Here is a 14,720-nt window from a genome sequence, read left to right as displayed (position 1 = left end):
GGAGAGCTGGCCCGGCAGGCAATCGTGGCCGGGCTTTCGATCAGTTTCTTGGCGGGCATCAGCTTGCTGACGGTTCCCAGCGGAAGCGCCGCTGGGGTAGTGGCCGTCCTATCTCTCACGATCGGCGCACTGCTGGCTGGCTGTAGCGCGCTGCTCGTTCGACTCGGCGGACGAAGCTCGGCTAGTCCCAGGAAAAACCCCCGAACAGGAGAAGAACAATGACCCACACCTCACCACGACGAAGGCTCGGCCGCCGCATCGTTGCGGCGGTGAGCGCAGCGTTGGCTTCGTTGCTGCTGCTGGCCGGCTGCTCGGCTGGTGGCGGGACTGGCGACCGTGGAGACACCGCTGGCGGCGGAGGAAACCGCAACTTTGGCGCGGACCAGTCCTTCGACCTGCCGCCCAAGGGAAACTTTCACACCCTCTCGGGCGTGACCGGTTCGATCCCGACGAACCTCGGCTACCTCAAGGATCTGATCATGCTGCCCGGCGGCATCTACAACTGGGACAAGCAGGAGTATTACCACCTGCTCGCCGACGAGTCCTCGGCGCTGTCCGACGATGGGCTCACGTTCACGTACAAGGTACGCCAAGGCCTGAAGTGGAGCGACGGCTCGGCCCTCACCGCGAAGGACGTGTACGACACGTTCGCGATGCGCTATGCCATGCAGCAGCCAGTCTTCCACTACATCAAGGACATCGAGCTGGTCGACGATTCCACCGTGAATTTCATGCTGAACGCCCCGGCACCCATCGCGGTGTACTGGATCATGCGCGAACGACCAGCCGCGAGTGCCCAATACAGCGAGGTGGTGGACGAGGCCGTCCAACTGTTCAAGAAGAAGACGGCCGCGGACTCCCCCGAGGCGAAGGCGCTGACGGCCCGCATCGCGGAGATCAAGATTGAGACGCCCATCGTCTCCGGCCCGTTCACGATCAACACCTCCGCCATGACCAACTCGCAGTTGACTCTCGTGCTCAACAAGAACGGATATCGCGCCGATTCCATTGGATTCGACACCATCACCGTCTACAGCGGATCCACCGAAACCATCACGCCGTTGGTTCTTTCCGGCGATGTGCACTACGCAACCGACGGGTTCCCCGTCGCAACCACCAAACAGTTCGAGCAGCAGGGCTACCGGATCCTCCGCCCCCCGACCTACACCGGCCCGGCACTGTTCTTCAACTACGCCCAGCTGCCCGAATTCCAGGACAAGCGCGTGCGGCAGGCCTTCGCGTTCTTCCTCGACCGCGACGAAATGGGGGCGATCTCGCTGGGCGAGTCCGGCAAGGGCGTCCGTTTCCTGACCGGGCTGTCGGACAACGCAATCGAGAACTGGGTTTCGCCCGACGCCGCCAGCAAGCTGACCGCCTACGACCTCGACCTGAACCGGGCCGAGCAGCTGCTCAAGGAAGCGGGTTGGACCAAGAGCGGCGACCAGTGGATGACCAAGGAAGGCAAGCCCGCTCAGTACGATCTGGTCTTCCCCGGCGACTACGTCGACTGGGCCGCCGCGGGGCAGAGCCTGGCTGAGCAGGCGAACGCATTCGGCATCAGGATCACCCCCATAGGCGTGGACTCCAGTCAGCAGGAGGTGGATGTCCAGGACGGCAACTTCCAGCTGGCCATCCAGGCGTGGGGTGCGTCAAACCCCTTCCCGACGGACTCCTACAACGCGGCCTTGATCAACTTCAACTACCCGAAGCTCGGCGAGGGTAAGGGTATGGGCTTCAATCTGCAGGTGGAGACTGATGTCCTGGGCGCGATGGATCTGGAGAAGGAGGTTCGTGACAGCGCATTCGGCCGGCCGGAGGAGCAGGTGGCGAAGACCACCAGGCTGGCCCAGGCATTCAACGAGCTGCTGCCCGTGCTGCCGCTGGTGGAGAGGTTCGGCAACAACCCAGTGGTCACCAGCAAGGTGGCCGGGTTCCCAGAGCAGAGCGACTTCTATCTGAACTCTTTCTACTCCGACAACTTCGTTCCCGTGTTCATGTACGAAGGCAAGCTTTCGCCCGCGAAATAAGCCACGCAGGCCCCCGAACGCGGCGGGTGGCCGATCTGCCAATCCGATCGGCCACCCGCCGCACTTTCACGACTTTTCGACCGCCTCTCCCCCTCCTTGAGCAGCGCCCCGAGAGGCCCCGACGGCCAGGGTCGATAGCCCCGGGAGGGGCTAGAGTTGGGCTGACTGCCCGACGATTGCGAGGCCCGATGAGAGATGACGGACACGGCTTGCCCGTGGATCCACTAGAGATATTCAGCTACTGCCTGGCCACCATTGCGCTAAGCACGCTGATGATGACGCCGATCCTGTTGAAACTGATCGACGAAGCTGACGCAGGCGTGCTCGTGATGCTTGCCTACGCGAGCCCGCTGTTGACCGCACTGCTCATGGGGGCGGGGCGCGGCCGAGGCGATTTCATCGGTCACCTGGCCCTGCGCTGGTCCGGCAAGGGCGCGCTGCTCGCCGTCGGGATTGGCACACTGATCCCTGCACTCGACCTGCTCGCGCCTTTCCTATTCACGAGTTGGCGGTTGTCCTCCTGGCAGGAAGTGCTGCCCTGGCATCCGTTGATGCTGCTGGTCTTCGGGGCGGGCGCCGTGGCGGTGGTCATACCCGAGGTTGGCTGGTGGGGATGGCCGGCGAGCCGCACCGCGTCGTGGGGGTTCTGGCCAGTCGCGCTGCTCATGGGCCTGTCTTACGGCCTTTGGAAGCTGCCGATCGTGGCCGCCACAAGTCTGTCTCCAGTGGACCCGACGCGCCTGCTCCTGAACATTGGTGATGCGGTGTTCGTCGTCCCATTGCTGCTGGCGCTGCGCCGACGCTTTCACTCAGTCTGGCCTGCCGTGCTCGTGGTGATTACACTCCGCCTGTTCTCCGAGGTCATCGTGATCCGATTCCCCGATCCGTTGCTTCTCGCCCCATGGTGGCCGGTAGTTTCTTGGGCCTTCTACCTACTTTTCGCCTGGCTGGTCGCCTCTGGCGCCCCGAGAATCCCGCATGCCCCTACCGAAAGGACAGCCAGATGATCCAGTTCACCAGCGCGGTGGCGGTGCACCCGGTGAGCCAACTTCCGGCCGCGCTCGCCTGGTACTCGGCGCTGCTGGGCCGCGAGCCCGACGTGGTGCCGGCCGACGACACCGTCGAGTGGGAGATTGCGCCCAACGCCTGGCTGCACGTGTCGACATCGGATCGGCCGGGGAGCGCCTCGACCATCCTGGGGGTGCCCAGCCTCGACGATGCCCTCACCCACTGCGCCGCCGCAGGCCTCGCCGTCGGGGAGGTGGAGGACTACGGCGTAGTGCGCATGGTCACGCTGCTGGATCCGGACGGCAACCAGGTGCTGCTCGCCCAGGAGGTCGAGTAGCGATGGCCTCCACCGCGGACCACCTCGCGTGGGTGCTCGACCTGCTGCGCGAGCTCGACGGCGTCAGCAGCCGCAGGATGATGGGGGAATATGTCCTCTACTGCGACGGCAAAGTGTTCGGCGGCATCTACGACGACCGCTTCCTCGTCAAGGACATCCCCGCCGCGCGGGAACTCCTGCCCGACGCCCCTGCGGAGGAGCCCTACCCGGGCGGCAGCCCGATGCTGCTGGTGACCGTTGAGGACCCGACGCTCGTCGCGCAACTGGTAAGGGCCATGCTGCCGCAGCTTCCCTCACCGAAGCGGAGGCGCTAGCCCCACATCTCCACGTAGGGGTGCGAGCACAGCTCCAGCACCGTGCCCCATGGATCCTCCAGGTAGACGATGCTGTACCCGCGTTCCGGGTCGACGGTGAGCACTTCCGTCCGCGCCCGCCCTCCGGCGGCCACGATGCGCCGCGCCGCGTCGTGGATGTCGGGGGCGGTGAACCCGACGTGGTGGTAGCGGGCCACCCAGTACTCGACGTTGTTCTCGCGGGGTGCTGTGCTTCGCTGGAGTCGACTGGCCGTTGCTCGACGGCTGGCCCCGAACCCGCAGCGTGCTCGTTGCGCCGCCCAAGGACGTACGCAAGGTGCTCAGCGTCTCAACCGGCGATGTCGCCGCGGCCGCAGCTTGACCGGCGCTGGCCAGCCACTTCCCGTGGCCTGGACGCTACTGGCCTGCCACGCGCCGAAACGACAACGGGCGGGATTCCTCAGCTTCGGCGTCGGGGTGGTCTGCCGTCGGCACCAGGGGCATCGATTCCACTACCGGGCTGGACAGGTCGATGGTGCGCACCGTGCGCGGCAGGAGCGGCTTCTGCACGTAGGTGGGTGCCGTCACCGGCACTGGATCCCAGAACGATCCCTGCGGCACTGGTGCCGCGAGATCGACGGAGAACTCCGTCGAGTGGGTCTCCTCCGCCTCCACCTCAATGACCACGGTGTCCTCCTGCTCCTGGAACCCACGGTCCAGTGCGGCCGCGTAGGCGTCGAGTTTGCGGTGCATTTCCACCACCGTGAACCGGGCGATCCCGAGGAACACCACGCTCAACGTCACAGGGATCAGCGCGGACCACCAGGGCAGCCAACCGAAAGCGCTCACCAGCCCCAACACCGACGCGACCCCGAGGAGGGTGAGCAGCACCGTCAGCCGACGCCTCGCCGCCCGCTTAGCGGTCATCCGCAGGCCCTGCCGTTCCGCGGCGCGCGTCAGCGGCGTCGAGACGGCGCCCGTGTCACCCATCTCGATCGAATCCACGGGCACGATCCGCATGGAGTCCGAAAAACGCTCAGCGGTGGCGTCATCCTCGTACTCGTCAGCGCGTTGCTCGGACATCCAGGGGATGGCGACAACCAGGCCTCCGATGAGGAGGACGGCGATGAGGATCCCAGCGAGCATGTGCCAACGTTAAACAACAAGTCCAGTTTTGCACTCGTGACACGTCGGCAAGAGCGAAATCCCACAAAGTGTGTTCAGTTGAGTTCCCAGAAGTAAACATGCTGCCCGGTCGCGACGGACTGGGTGTCGGCGTCCAGCACCACGAGGACGTCTGTTTCCCGCAGCTCTGCCAGAGCGTGCGGGCGGGACACCTGAGTGACCCGATTGATGCCCGATTCGGTGGCCGTCGTGGCGCGCAGCAGGTGTGTGTGGCCCGGAACGGAACGAATGTTCATCGTGGTGATGCCACGAACCAGTTTCCGGCGCGGATCCGCACCCGCCAGCTTGCGGATGATCGGCCAGCAGAACGCTTGGAAGGTGACGTAGGCGCTGACAGGATTGCCGGGCAACATCAGGACGGGGATGCGGTCCTCACCGATCAGCCCGAAGGTCTGGGTGCGTCCCGGGGTCATCGCCAGCTGCGCGGAGTCAATCTGCCCCAGCGTGCCGAGCGCAGCCGCCATCGCCTCATAGTCCTCGCGCTTTCCGCCGGTGGCGGAGATCACCAGGTCGGCCCGGATCAGCTGATCGGTCACCGCCTGGGCGAGCGTCACCTCGTCGTTGGTGCCGACGATGGTGTGGAACACTGCGGCCCCAGCGGCCTTGGCGGCGGCCGCGATCAGGTACGAGTTCGCGACGCTGGCCTCGCCTTCGCCGCCCGCGCGCCCCGGCTCCGCGAGCCCCTCGCCGGAGCCGATCACCACCACCCTGGGACGCGGGCGCACGAACACCTTGTCGATGCCGCCGCTGGCCAGTAGACCGATGGCCCGGTCGTCGAGCACGTCTCCCCGGCGCAGCAGCGGCTGGCCGGCCGCGAGGTGTTCGCCCTTGCTGCGCACGTATTCTCCGTCCACGACCGTCTCGAAGACCCGCACCTGCTCACCTTCGAGCGCGACGTAAACCTCCGGCAGCACCGCGGTGGCGCCCGGCGGCAACCGATCGCCCACCCCGACGCGCTGGACCGCGCCGACGGGCAGCCGCCCGGAGAGCTGGAACAGGTGCATGGTCTCGACGCGCTGGCCTGACTCGTCGTGGAGATCCGCGGCCCGTACCGCGTAACCCTCAACGAGAGCGGTGGAGTGGGCGGGCACGTCGACGAGCGACTCGACGTCTTCGCAGATCACCTGACCCCAGGATTCGAGCAGCCCCATGCCGAACGGCCTGAGTGGCTCGACGAGACCAAGCAGGTACTCGGCGTGGTCCTGCATGGAACGCTGCCCGGCCTGATTCGTCGCGGGTGGCGGAGGCAACATCGGCTCCTCAACCACCTCTTCGGGGGCCGTGTTTTTCACTTTGTTCTTGCCAAACCAAGCCATGATCAAACGATAGTCGCCAACCTCGTTGCTGGATAGTCAGGGCACGCCAGCGCGTCGTAGCATTTCGCCATGCGATCCAAAGCTCAACTGCGGGAGGCCGTGCGGCTGGCCCGGGTAGATGCGGCGCTGGCGCAGGAGGATCGGGCGAGGCTCGCACACTTCAGGCCGTGGCTGGCCGAGGCCGGGATTGCTGCGGTCTACGCCAGCACCCCCGGCGAGCCGGGCACCACCGCGTTGGTCGACGAACTGTTCGCCGGCGGCTGGGAGGTCCGGCTGCCGGTGCTCACCCGGGAGCCCGACTGGGCCCGCTTCACTGGCTGGCCGGACACCCGCCCGGGCTGGCGGGGCATCCCGGAGCCGACGGGGCCGCGCCTGGGGTGTGGTTCCCTGGCCGAGGCGGGTCTCGTCGTCGTGTCCTGTCTCCTGGTGGATGTGGCGGGCTTCCGGCTCGGAGTGGGCGGCGGCTGGTACGACCGCGCGCTCACCCACCGCAGCCCGGGGTCGCTCGTCGTGGCGTGGGCCCGCGACGCTGAGGTGGTGGCGGAGGTGCCGCGCGAGCCGTTCGATCTGCCGTGCGACGGCTGGGTGACCGAGTCCGGCTGCCACGGGCCGGCGTTCACCAGTCGTTGATTCGCTCGGTCTGGGGCTACACTTGCCCAGGCCGTTTTAGCTTGTCTTGAGAGGTTCAATTGCCCAAGTACCAGTACCGCTGCGCCCAATGCGCGGGCGAGATCGAGGTAACCCAGAAGTTCACCGACGACCCGCTCACCGTCTGCCCGGAGTGCTCCGGCGAGTTGCGCAAGGTGTTCAGCGCTGTCGGCGTCGTGTTCAAGGGCAGCGGCTTCTACAAAACCGACTCCCGCTCCAGCCCCGCCGGCAAGTCTGCGGCTGCATCCTCGACGGTGAAGCCCGCCACCACCACTTCCTCGGCCCCCGCGGCAGCCGCGCCCGCTGCCGCCAGCTGACCGGGCTGTGGGAAACCGGGCGCCCGGGGTTTCGGGCCGCCAGTAATTGGGTATGCAACTGATTCCCCGCCTGGTTTCTTTCGTGCGCTGGCACCGGCGTTGGCTCGCCGCGCTGTGTGCTGCTGCGTGCCTGTATGCGCTGGGCTCGGCGCTGGTTCGTCCTGCCGAGCCCACGGCCACGCTTCCCGTTGCGGCTCGGCGGATCGCCGTCGGCGAGGCGTTCACACCCGACGTGGTGCGCGTCGAACAGGTCCCCCTGCGGCTGGCGGGCGACGGTGAGCCGCTCGATCTGGAGCAACTGGCCGGGGCGCACTCGGCGGTGCCGTTGAGCCCCGGACAGATCATCTACCGCTCTGCCGTATCTTTTCCCGGCCAAGCCCGCCCCGACCATGTGCTGGTCCCGGTGAGCATCCGCGACGATGGGTTGCGTGAGCTGCTCACCCCCGGTGCGCGCGTCGACCTCGTTGTGGCGCTGCACGAGACGGCGGAAGTGGTCGCTTCCGGCAGCATTGCCGCATCACCCGCTAGTTCTGGGTCCCCGACGCGGCTCACCGGGGCGGGTGGCATGGTGTTGGTGGAAATCCCAGCAAGCGAGGCAGCTGGCGTTGCTGTGCTGGGCCAATCCGGTCAGCTCTCCGTGGTCTTGACTCCAAGCTTAAGCAAGTAAAAAGCGCATTTTCCTCGGAGTTGGCGAAACCGCTGGTGTCTGCCCAGTGTTTGAACCGATAAGCAGGTATATTCCGCTGCGTTAAGGCGGTCGTCGGTTTGACGCGCCGCAACAGCTACCCCGCGGATCGCGGGTGGAAAGGAAGCACTATCATGCAGGGCTTCAAAGAGTTCATCATGCGGGGCAACCTCATCGAGCTTGCCGTCGCTTTCATCATGGGCACCGCATTCGCCGCGGTCGTTGACAGCTTCACCAAGCTGATCATGGACCTCATCGGTCTGATCGGCGGCAACCCTGACTTCTCCCAGGTGACCGTCGGCCCCATCAACATCGGCAACTTCATCACTGCGCTCGTCGGATTCCTGATCGTTGCCGCCGTGCTCTACTTCTTCGTGGTGAAACCGTACAACTTCGCCAAGACTCGCTTCATGAAGGCCGAGGAGGAGAAGCCTGAAGAGCCCACCGCCGAGGAGAAGCTCCTCGAAGAGATCCGTGACCTGCTGGCCAAGCGCAACGCCTGAGCAGCACCGTCAAAGCAACTGAATGGTGGGGAGGGGCAGCAAGCTCCTCCCCACTTCCCGTTTCCCTTCCCCCGGCTGCTGAAGGCCCGGAGGTCAGCCCCAGTGCGGCGGGCGTTCGGCACTCAGCCGCCGCTCGTCGGCGTTGAGCGGGCGGCGCGCCGGGCGCTGCAGACTCAACCCGGTAAGATCCAGCAACTCCTTGAGCTTGGCCAGCCGGGCGGAGAACACAGCGAACCCCACCTCGCTGACCACGTCACTACGCACGGGGAATGGCCAGGGCTTTCCGCTCTCCTGACGCTCGCGGCGCACAGCGGCCAACTGGTCCGGGCCCCAGCCGAGGTCGGCGAGTTCGCTCGTCAGATCCTCGGTTTCCGCAGTGGTCAGCGGCAGTTCCTCCCCCGTCAACGCTCGGCCTAATTCGACGCCGAACGCGGCAGGATCGTTCACTTCAGCTCAGCCCCGTCTTCGAGCACCCGTGGCGCGCCTTCGTCGGTGAGGGTTACGTCGCCCACGACGGTGACCCGGCCCGCGAAGGTCCAGTCGCCCTGCACAGCGAGCCTGGTGGCGTCCTTCAGCGACGGCGCAACCGGGAAGCGGGCAGCAAAGTCGTCGATCTTCTTGTAGTACCTGCCGTCCAGGCTGATCTCCGGCGACTTGTCGCCCTCAGCCACCAGGTGGCCCTCGTCGTCGAGGGAGTAGACGTCGGAGCGCAGCAGAAGAAGCTCGTTGGTGGTCTTCACCGGCTGGAAACGATCGCGGCCCACGCAGATCGCCGTCGCGCCCTCGAATACCTCGATCGCCGCACCCATGGCGGACTCCACCTGGATCACCGGAATGGAGGTGGGGTCGGTGGGGTCGACGGTCTTCTCGTTGCGGATCAGCGGCAGGCCTAGGACGGAGTTGCGTTCCCGCAGCGTGGCGCGCAGCACCTCCAGGTCGAACCACAGGTTGTTGGTGTGGAAGAACGGGTGGCGGTGTTCGTCGGTGAAGAAGTCCATTTCCTCAGGCGCGGTCTGGGCGGTGTCTCGCAGGATCAGCTGCCCGTCGGACTTCCGCACGGCCAGGTGCCCGCCCTTCTTGTCGTTGACGGTACGCAGACAAACCTCGGCCGCGTAGGGCGCGCCCGACTTCGCGAACCAACCGGCGAGGCGCGGGTCTGGGGAAGCGCCCAGGTTGTCGCCGTTTGAGACGCAGGCATACCGGAAACCCTCGTCGAGCAGCCTATCGAGGATGCCGGAGCCCTCCAGCGCGGTGTAGAGGTCGCCGTGGCCCGGCGGGCACCATTCGAGCGACGGGTCGGCCGGCCACTCAACCGGCGTCAGGTCGTCGGCCCGCAGCTTGGGCTCCTGGTTCTGCTGGAAGGTGAGCGGCAGGCCCGGGACCGGCAGCCGGTCGTATTTGCGCAGGAACTCGATCGTGTCCGCATCGGTGCGGAAGCTCGTCATGAACAGCAGGGGCAGCCGTGCGCCGTGGCGCTCCCGAGCGGACAGCACCTGTTTGGCCAACAGATCCAGGAAGGTGAGGCCGTCACGCACCTCAAGCAGCGTCTTGGCCTTGTCCAGGCCCATCGATGTCCCCAGTCCGCCGTTCAGTTTGATGATGACCAGCTTCCCGAGCGCGTCGCGGGCTTCCTCGTCGGAGACCTCCACCTCGTCGAGGTGGGGAACCTGTGTGAGCGGGCTGATCGTGTCTTCCCGGATGAGCCCGGTGGCACCCGATTCGAGCTGTCCGTAGAAGTTAGCGAAGACCTCAATGGCGGGCGAAGCCACCCCAGCGTCCGTCATCTTCTGCCGGGCGGCGGCGAGTCCTTCTCGCGACATTGTTTCCTCCTGAGCTAAGGGGACACGACAAACCTACCGTGTGCCCGCGGCCCTCGTCCCCCGGGGTGCCGCTGCCGATAGGGTGTGCCACGGGCTCTCGGGTGGTGAAGGAGGAAAGCGTGCTGCTACATCTGGTGCGACACGGTGAATCGACGTGGAATCTTGAACGCCGGCTCCAAGGCCAGACGATGCACGTGCCGCTGACACCGCTCGGCGTCGAGCAGGCCCAACGTGCGGCTGAGCGGCTGGCTGAGCACCCCGTCGCCAGCATCTGGACCAGCGACCAGCTGCGGGCGACCCAAACGGCGGAGATCATCGCGGCCCCCCACCGGCTAAAGCCCCTGCGCTCTCCCCTGCTGCGCGAGCAGGCGCTGGGCGAGCTGGAGGGCCGGCACGTGGACGAGCTGACCGAGCAACCCACGCCTCCCGGCCTGCACGTCACCGAGGTCGAGTGGGGTGGAGGTGAGTCGATCCGCCAGGTGCACGCCCGGCTGCGGGAGTTCTGCCAACGGCTGCTGGCCATACAGCAGCCCGGCGACGAGGTGGTCATCGTCTCGCACGGGGACACGCTGCGGGTGCTGCTGGCGGTGCTCGACGGGCGGGGCCACCGGGACGTCGTTTGGCGGCGCATCGCCAACGCGGAGGTGGTCAGCCGAAACCTGACCGGCCCCAGCCTCCCCGACGACGGTGTTGGTGGCGCACGCCACTCACAGGCTAGGATGTGCCCGTTGGCCCTGTAGCTCAGTTGGATAGAGCACCGCTCTCCTAAAGCGGGTGTCGGAGGTTCGAATCCTCTCGGGGCCGCGTCGGCCCGGAGCATCTCCTCGATGCCCCGGGCTTTTCCGTGGCTTTCTTCCCGGTACGGAGGATGCCGAGAACCGCCGTCCGGCAACGCGCCACACGGGCAACCCCCGAATGCGGCGACGTGGTGCCCGGCGGCGGTTCGCCCGCCTCGCTCTCCGGCCCGCTGTCGACGCGGGATCGAGGCGGCTACCGGCTCAGCTCCGCTTCTTGTTCGGCAACAGGGGGAACGCCAGCGGCGGCTGGTACACCTCACCGCGATCGTAGGCGCTCGGGGCGTTGATACCGGTGATAATCGCCAGCACGCCATAAACCATGCAGGACAGCAGCCATGGCAAAATCATGATTTCGCTGAACACCGCTGAACCCAGGAAAAGTCCGCCACACACGATCAGAGCGGTCAGGTGCAGGTTAGCGATTGAACGCAGGTTAGCGCGGGCGAGCCGGTTGCCGCCATGCGTGCTCAGGCAGCCAACCGCCCCGATCCAACCGAAGAAAATGGAGAGTATCCCAGAGGTCATCACAGCCGAGCGTCCCTGCGGCGTCGCCGGGCCGTATTCGCCACTCACCTGGGGCACAGGCTGGTACACGGGCTGCTGCTGGTAAGCGGCAACCGGCATCGGGGCGGGGGCAATCCCTGCACCGTAATCCTCTACCGGCGCCCCATAGGGGGCGGGCGCCAGAGAAGAAGCCGAGGTCAGTTGAGGGTCCAACGGCTGCGGGCCGAGAAGCTCTTCCTCGGCGTAAGGGTCGTAGCCGCCCTCGGGCTGCTTCATCGCGTCAGACATCCGCTCTCCTAACTCGGGCCGCTTTCCGGCGACGCCCACTAATCCTTGCTCACCTCCGCCCCCGCAGGCGCGGAAGCCGGGCTGGCGGCCTCCCGCGACGTGCCCCGCCACACAGAGATCGCCCGCATCACATGGTAGATCAGGATCGAAGCAAACGAACCCAAGGCGATGCCCTCAAAAGTCATCTCCCCGACGGCCCACGTGTAGTTGGCGATCGCCACCACCATCGCCACTGCGGCAGTGTTCAGATTCACCGGGTCGGCGAAACTGACCCGGTTCTGCACCCAAATCCGCACCCCGAGCATGCCGATCATGCCGTAGAGCACCGTCGCGGCCCCACCCAGCACGCCCGGCGGGATGGTGGCGATCAGGGAGCCAAACTTTGGCAGCATCGACAGCCCGACAGCGATTACCGCCGCCACCACATAGGCGGCCGTGGAGTACACGCGAGTGGCCGCCATGACACCAATGTTCTCCGCGTAAGTAGTGGTGCCAGAGCCGCCGCCGGAGCCGGCCAGCGCGGTGGACAGGCCGTCGGCCAACAGCGCACGGCCGGTCACGTCGTCGAGTTCCCTGCCAGTCATCGCTGCAACCGATTTGACGTGCCCGACGTTCTCCGCGATCAGCACCAGCACCACGGGAACGAACAGCCCCAGGAGGGTCACGTCGAAGGAAGGCGCGCGAAAGACGGGCAGCCCCACCCAGCCGGCGGACGAGATCGCGTCGAACTGCACCTCGCCGCGCACAATAGCGACGCCGTAGCCCACCAGCACGCCGATCAGGATGGAGAGCCGGCCGATGATCCCCTTGAAGAACACGGTCACGAACAGGATGGACGCGATGGTCACCACCGCCGTCACCGGGGCCTGCTTCACGTTATTCCATGCCGCCGGAGCCAGGTTGAATCCGATCAGGGAGACGATGGCGCCAGTGACGACGGGCGGCATCAGCTTGTCGATCCAGCGAGCCCCCGCGAAATGCACCACGCCGCCCACCAACGCCAGGGCCAGGCCCGTCGCGATCACCCCGCCCTGGGCCAGCGAAGCCTTCTCCGGGTCCAGGACCCCGCCCCCGCCCGCGACATAACCGGTGACCGCCCCAATCGGCGCCAAAAGCGCGAACGACGATCCCAGATAGCTGGGCAGCCGCCCGGCGGTGATCAGCAGGAAGAGGATGGTGCCGACGCCGGTGAAGAACAGCGTCGTCGCCGGATCAAAGCCCGTGATGAGCGGCACCAGGAACGTGGCCCCGAACATGGCCACGACGTGCTGGGCGCCGATGCCGACCGTCAGCGGCCAGGCGAGCCGCTCGTCGGGCTGCACCACCTCGCCCGGCGGAATATGCCTACCGTCGCCGTGAACCCGCCACCCGAACACGCCCATTCCTAAGCTCCTTCAATCGCTTCCGGCGGGAGTCTAAAACAATCCGACCAGTTGCCGCGCGCCGGGCGCAGAAACGCGCAACCGCAGCAGCCAATTCAGGCGCCTACGACAGCAGCCCGCGCACCGTCTCCAGCGCCGCCTGGGTGTCCGGAACCGCCAGCCGCATCGTGCCCTGCGGGGCCGGGGTCCTCGCCGGGTCCAGGTGATTTCCAACGACGATGGCGAAGGCCGCGCTGCCGAGCATGCCCAAATCGTTCTCCGAATCCCCCACCGCGAGCACCTCGCCCCAACCGATCCCGGTCTCGGCCAGCACCACGTCTCCGCCCTTGGCGGCAAACGCCTCCCGGGTCACGATGTCCGCGTAGTGTGGCCCCGACTGCACCAGCACCGTCTCCGGCGAGTGCACCAGTTCCTTCAGCTCGTCCAGCCGGTCCCCGGCGCCCAGAAACAGCATTTTCCCGATCCGCGGCGCGGCATGGAAGTCAGCCACCGTGGCACGGTCCTCCACAAGCCAGGTTTCGCGATCAATGATCGGTGTGTGGCGGGTAATCAACCACTGCTCGTCGGTGTACGCCCACAGGTCCAGCCCCAGTTCCCCGGCGACGCAGACGGCCCGTTCAATGATCGCCCGCGGCAGCGGGCGGTGCGCGACAAGTTCCCACCCAGCGCTCGCACGGCGCCACACCGCCGAACCGCTGGCTGACGCAAAGTAGCTCACCTCCGGCAGATCGGTTGTGATGCGCCGCATCGAGGTGGCCCCTCGCCCGGAGCACAGCGCCACGACGGCTCCTGCGCCGTGCAGGAGCCGGATCAGCTCCACCGCGCCGGGATTCCACTGCCTCCCTTGACGCAAGGTGCCGTCCACATCCAGCAGTGCCAGGCGAATTGGCATAGCGCCCCCTTTCCTCGCTGCAAGCCTACGGCCCATCCCGACGACGCACACAGCCCCTGCCGAACTTCACTCGGCGGCAAGGACAGAAAGGATCGGCCCGACGCACGTCGGACCGATCCCTGCGGCTTTGAGTGAGGCGTTACTTCTCGGCCTCCAGCTTCGCCGGATCCAACTCCTTGATCTGGGCCACCAGCGAATCCAGCTGGCTGCCATTCAACATCCCGGACTGGCGGAACACCAGTTTGCCCCCGCGGAAGCCCATGATCGTCGGAATCGACTGGATCTCCATCGCGCCAGCCAGGTCGCGCGCGTCCTCGGTGTCTACCTTGGCGAACACCACGTCGGTGTGCCGCCCAGAGGCGTCTTCGTAGATGGGGCTGAAGCGCTTGCAGGGGCCACACCATTCGGCCCAGAAGTCCACCAGCACCACGTCGTTACCCTCTACGGTCTCCACGAAGTTCTCGGCCGTCAAAGCAACAGTCGCCATAGTCTTTCCTTCCTGTTCTCTGAGGGCTACAACGCCGGTGGCCGAGAAGATATTCCCAACTCCTTGCTTCGAGAGTCACGTGGTTCCGGCAGGCCCGCACCGGGTCGGTTCCCCGACGAGTTGGCGGGCCCGCGATGGTGGCGGGGTCTGTCCGAAATTCGGTGTGTGGGGTCCGGCGGTTTTCATCAGTGAGTGGTTCTCTCGAACCGTCCGGCGAAGGTGATCGCGAAC

19 protein-coding genes and 1 tRNA gene are annotated in these 14,720 nt (G+C 66.3%); 11 read left to right on the top strand and 9 right to left on the bottom strand.

Annotation, left to right across the window (positions count from 1 at the left end; all coding sequences use genetic code 11):
- The first annotated feature begins 218 nt into the window (after positions 1-218).
- The 4 genes from EII42_RS09600 to EII42_RS09585 all read left to right on the top strand — a co-directional run bounded on the left by EII42_RS09600 (position 219) and on the right by EII42_RS09585 (position 3,686).
- Positions 219-2,027 carry an ABC transporter substrate-binding protein gene (locus tag EII42_RS09600; protein ID WP_125171909.1) on the top strand — a complete coding sequence of 603 codons (1,809 nt, stop codon included), beginning with the start codon at positions 219-221 and terminating at the stop codon, positions 2,025-2,027.
- Between the two features lie 188 nt (positions 2,028-2,215).
- Positions 2,216-3,034 carry a hypothetical protein gene (locus tag EII42_RS09595; protein WP_125171908.1) on the top strand — a complete coding sequence of 273 codons (819 nt, stop codon included), beginning with the start codon at positions 2,216-2,218 and terminating at the stop codon, positions 3,032-3,034.
- On the top strand, positions 3,031-3,372 hold the full coding sequence (locus EII42_RS09590; RefSeq protein WP_125171907.1) for a VOC family protein: 342 nt from the start codon (positions 3,031-3,033) through the stop codon (positions 3,370-3,372). The genes EII42_RS09595 and EII42_RS09590 overlap by 4 nt, the downstream gene beginning before the upstream one ends.
- Before the next feature lie 2 nt (positions 3,373-3,374).
- Positions 3,375-3,686, top strand: a complete 312-nt coding sequence (locus EII42_RS09585; RefSeq protein WP_125171906.1) for a TfoX/Sxy family protein — start codon at positions 3,375-3,377, stop codon at positions 3,684-3,686.
- Here the strand turns inward: EII42_RS09585 and EII42_RS09580 are convergent.
- A complete protein-coding gene (locus EII42_RS09580) occupies positions 3,683-3,883 on the bottom strand; it encodes a VOC family protein (RefSeq protein ID WP_125171905.1) in 201 nt (66 codons plus the stop codon). The genes EII42_RS09585 and EII42_RS09580 overlap by 4 nt on opposite strands.
- Positions 3,884-3,909: 26 nt before the next feature.
- Between EII42_RS09580 and EII42_RS12965 the strand changes: the two genes are divergently transcribed.
- Positions 3,910-4,047 carry a hypothetical protein gene (locus EII42_RS12965; RefSeq protein ID WP_158676473.1) on the top strand — a complete coding sequence of 46 codons (138 nt, stop codon included), beginning with the start codon at positions 3,910-3,912 and terminating at the stop codon, positions 4,045-4,047.
- A 35-nt stretch (positions 4,048-4,082) separates the two neighbouring features.
- On the opposite strand, the gene EII42_RS09575 is transcribed toward EII42_RS12965, so the two are convergent.
- Entirely contained in the window at positions 4,083-4,811 is a 729-nt protein-coding gene (locus tag EII42_RS09575) for a hypothetical protein (RefSeq protein WP_125171904.1), read from the bottom strand.
- Positions 4,812-4,885: 74 nt separating this feature from the next.
- The gene (glp, locus tag EII42_RS09570; protein ID WP_125171903.1) at positions 4,886-6,166 is read right to left on the bottom strand and encodes a gephyrin-like molybdotransferase Glp; all 1,281 of its coding nucleotides are present in this window, start codon (positions 6,164-6,166) and stop codon (positions 4,886-4,888) included.
- A gap of 69 nt (positions 6,167-6,235) precedes the next feature.
- Between glp and EII42_RS09565 the strand changes: the two genes are divergently transcribed.
- From EII42_RS09565 to mscL, 4 genes are all read left to right on the top strand, one after another.
- Positions 6,236-6,796: a 5-formyltetrahydrofolate cyclo-ligase gene (locus EII42_RS09565; RefSeq protein ID WP_125171902.1), complete on the top strand. Its 561-nt coding sequence runs from the start codon at positions 6,236-6,238 to the stop codon at positions 6,794-6,796.
- 59 nt (positions 6,797-6,855) lie between these two features.
- Complete coding sequence (locus EII42_RS09560) at positions 6,856-7,131, top strand: FmdB family zinc ribbon protein (RefSeq protein WP_125171901.1); 276 nt, start codon at positions 6,856-6,858, stop codon at positions 7,129-7,131.
- A gap of 52 nt (positions 7,132-7,183) precedes the next feature.
- Complete coding sequence (locus EII42_RS09555; protein ID WP_125171900.1) at positions 7,184-7,798, top strand: SAF domain-containing protein; 615 nt, start codon at positions 7,184-7,186, stop codon at positions 7,796-7,798.
- 152 nt (positions 7,799-7,950) lie between these two features.
- Positions 7,951-8,319 (top strand): large conductance mechanosensitive channel protein MscL, encoded by a 369-nt coding sequence (gene mscL, locus EII42_RS09550; RefSeq protein ID WP_125171899.1) that lies wholly within the window; start codon positions 7,951-7,953, stop codon positions 8,317-8,319.
- A gap of 93 nt (positions 8,320-8,412) precedes the next feature.
- Here the strand turns inward: mscL and EII42_RS09545 are convergent, their stop codons facing one another.
- Positions 8,413-8,766 (bottom strand): hypothetical protein, encoded by a 354-nt coding sequence (locus EII42_RS09545; protein ID WP_125171898.1) that lies wholly within the window; start codon positions 8,764-8,766, stop codon positions 8,413-8,415.
- Positions 8,763-10,139 carry a UTP--glucose-1-phosphate uridylyltransferase gene (locus EII42_RS09540; RefSeq protein ID WP_125171897.1) on the bottom strand — a complete coding sequence of 459 codons (1,377 nt, stop codon included), beginning with the start codon at positions 10,137-10,139 and terminating at the stop codon, positions 8,763-8,765. The genes EII42_RS09545 and EII42_RS09540 overlap by 4 nt, the downstream gene beginning before the upstream one ends.
- A gap of 119 nt (positions 10,140-10,258) precedes the next feature.
- On the opposite strand from EII42_RS09540, the gene EII42_RS09535 reads away from it, so the two are divergent.
- Positions 10,259-10,879, top strand: coding sequence for a histidine phosphatase family protein (locus tag EII42_RS09535; RefSeq protein WP_125171896.1), 621 nt, complete (start codon positions 10,259-10,261; stop codon positions 10,877-10,879).
- Positions 10,870-10,943, top strand: a tRNA-Arg gene (locus EII42_RS09530). Before EII42_RS09535 ends, EII42_RS09530 begins: the two co-directional genes overlap by 10 nt.
- Positions 10,944-11,137: 194 nt before the next feature.
- Here EII42_RS09530 and EII42_RS09525 read toward each other — a convergent pair.
- The 4 genes from EII42_RS09525 to trxA form a co-directional block, all read right to left on the bottom strand.
- Positions 11,138-11,728 (bottom strand): hypothetical protein, encoded by a 591-nt coding sequence (locus EII42_RS09525; protein WP_125171895.1) that lies wholly within the window; start codon positions 11,726-11,728, stop codon positions 11,138-11,140.
- 38 nt (positions 11,729-11,766) lie between these two features.
- The gene (locus EII42_RS09520; protein WP_125171894.1) at positions 11,767-13,110 is read right to left on the bottom strand and encodes a uracil-xanthine permease family protein; all 1,344 of its coding nucleotides are present in this window, start codon (positions 13,108-13,110) and stop codon (positions 11,767-11,769) included.
- Positions 13,111-13,213: 103 nt separating this feature from the next.
- Positions 13,214-14,002, bottom strand: a complete 789-nt coding sequence (locus tag EII42_RS09515; protein ID WP_158676472.1) for an HAD hydrolase family protein — start codon at positions 14,000-14,002, stop codon at positions 13,214-13,216.
- A 139-nt stretch (positions 14,003-14,141) separates the two neighbouring features.
- Positions 14,142-14,489, bottom strand: coding sequence for a thioredoxin (trxA, locus tag EII42_RS09510; protein WP_125171892.1), 348 nt, complete (start codon positions 14,487-14,489; stop codon positions 14,142-14,144).
- Positions 14,490-14,720 lie beyond the last annotated feature (231 nt).

Origin of the sequence: Tessaracoccus sp. OH4464_COT-324, from assembly GCF_003932855.1 — a bacterium.
Lineage (GTDB): Bacteria > Actinomycetota > Actinomycetes > Propionibacteriales > Propionibacteriaceae > Arachnia.
This window is presented reverse-complemented; position numbering and strand designations above follow the sequence as displayed.

Coding starts and splice junctions, on each gene's coding strand:
- EII42_RS09515 (WP_158676472.1), bottom strand. CDS start 14,002: ATGCCAATTCGCCTGGCACTGCTGGATGTGGACGGCACCTTGCGTCAA.
- EII42_RS09520 (WP_125171894.1), bottom strand. CDS start 13,110: ATGGGCGTGTTCGGGTGGCGGGTTCACGGCGACGGTAGGCATATTCCG.
- EII42_RS09565 (WP_125171902.1), top strand. CDS start 6,236: ATGCGATCCAAAGCTCAACTGCGGGAGGCCGTGCGGCTGGCCCGGGTA.
- trxA (WP_125171892.1), bottom strand. CDS start 14,489: ATGGCGACTGTTGCTTTGACGGCCGAGAACTTCGTGGAGACCGTAGAG.
- EII42_RS09595 (WP_125171908.1), top strand. CDS start 2,216: ATGAGAGATGACGGACACGGCTTGCCCGTGGATCCACTAGAGATATTC.
- EII42_RS09525 (WP_125171895.1), bottom strand. CDS start 11,728: ATGTCTGACGCGATGAAGCAGCCCGAGGGCGGCTACGACCCTTACGCC.
- EII42_RS09555 (WP_125171900.1), top strand. CDS start 7,184: ATGCAACTGATTCCCCGCCTGGTTTCTTTCGTGCGCTGGCACCGGCGT.
- glp (WP_125171903.1), bottom strand. CDS start 6,166: ATGGCTTGGTTTGGCAAGAACAAAGTGAAAAACACGGCCCCCGAAGAG.
- EII42_RS09590 (WP_125171907.1), top strand. CDS start 3,031: ATGATCCAGTTCACCAGCGCGGTGGCGGTGCACCCGGTGAGCCAACTT.
- EII42_RS09575 (WP_125171904.1), bottom strand. CDS start 4,811: ATGCTCGCTGGGATCCTCATCGCCGTCCTCCTCATCGGAGGCCTGGTT.
- EII42_RS09600 (WP_125171909.1), top strand. CDS start 219: ATGACCCACACCTCACCACGACGAAGGCTCGGCCGCCGCATCGTTGCG.
- EII42_RS09585 (WP_125171906.1), top strand. CDS start 3,375: ATGGCCTCCACCGCGGACCACCTCGCGTGGGTGCTCGACCTGCTGCGC.
- mscL (WP_125171899.1), top strand. CDS start 7,951: ATGCAGGGCTTCAAAGAGTTCATCATGCGGGGCAACCTCATCGAGCTT.
- EII42_RS09540 (WP_125171897.1), bottom strand. CDS start 10,139: ATGTCGCGAGAAGGACTCGCCGCCGCCCGGCAGAAGATGACGGACGCT.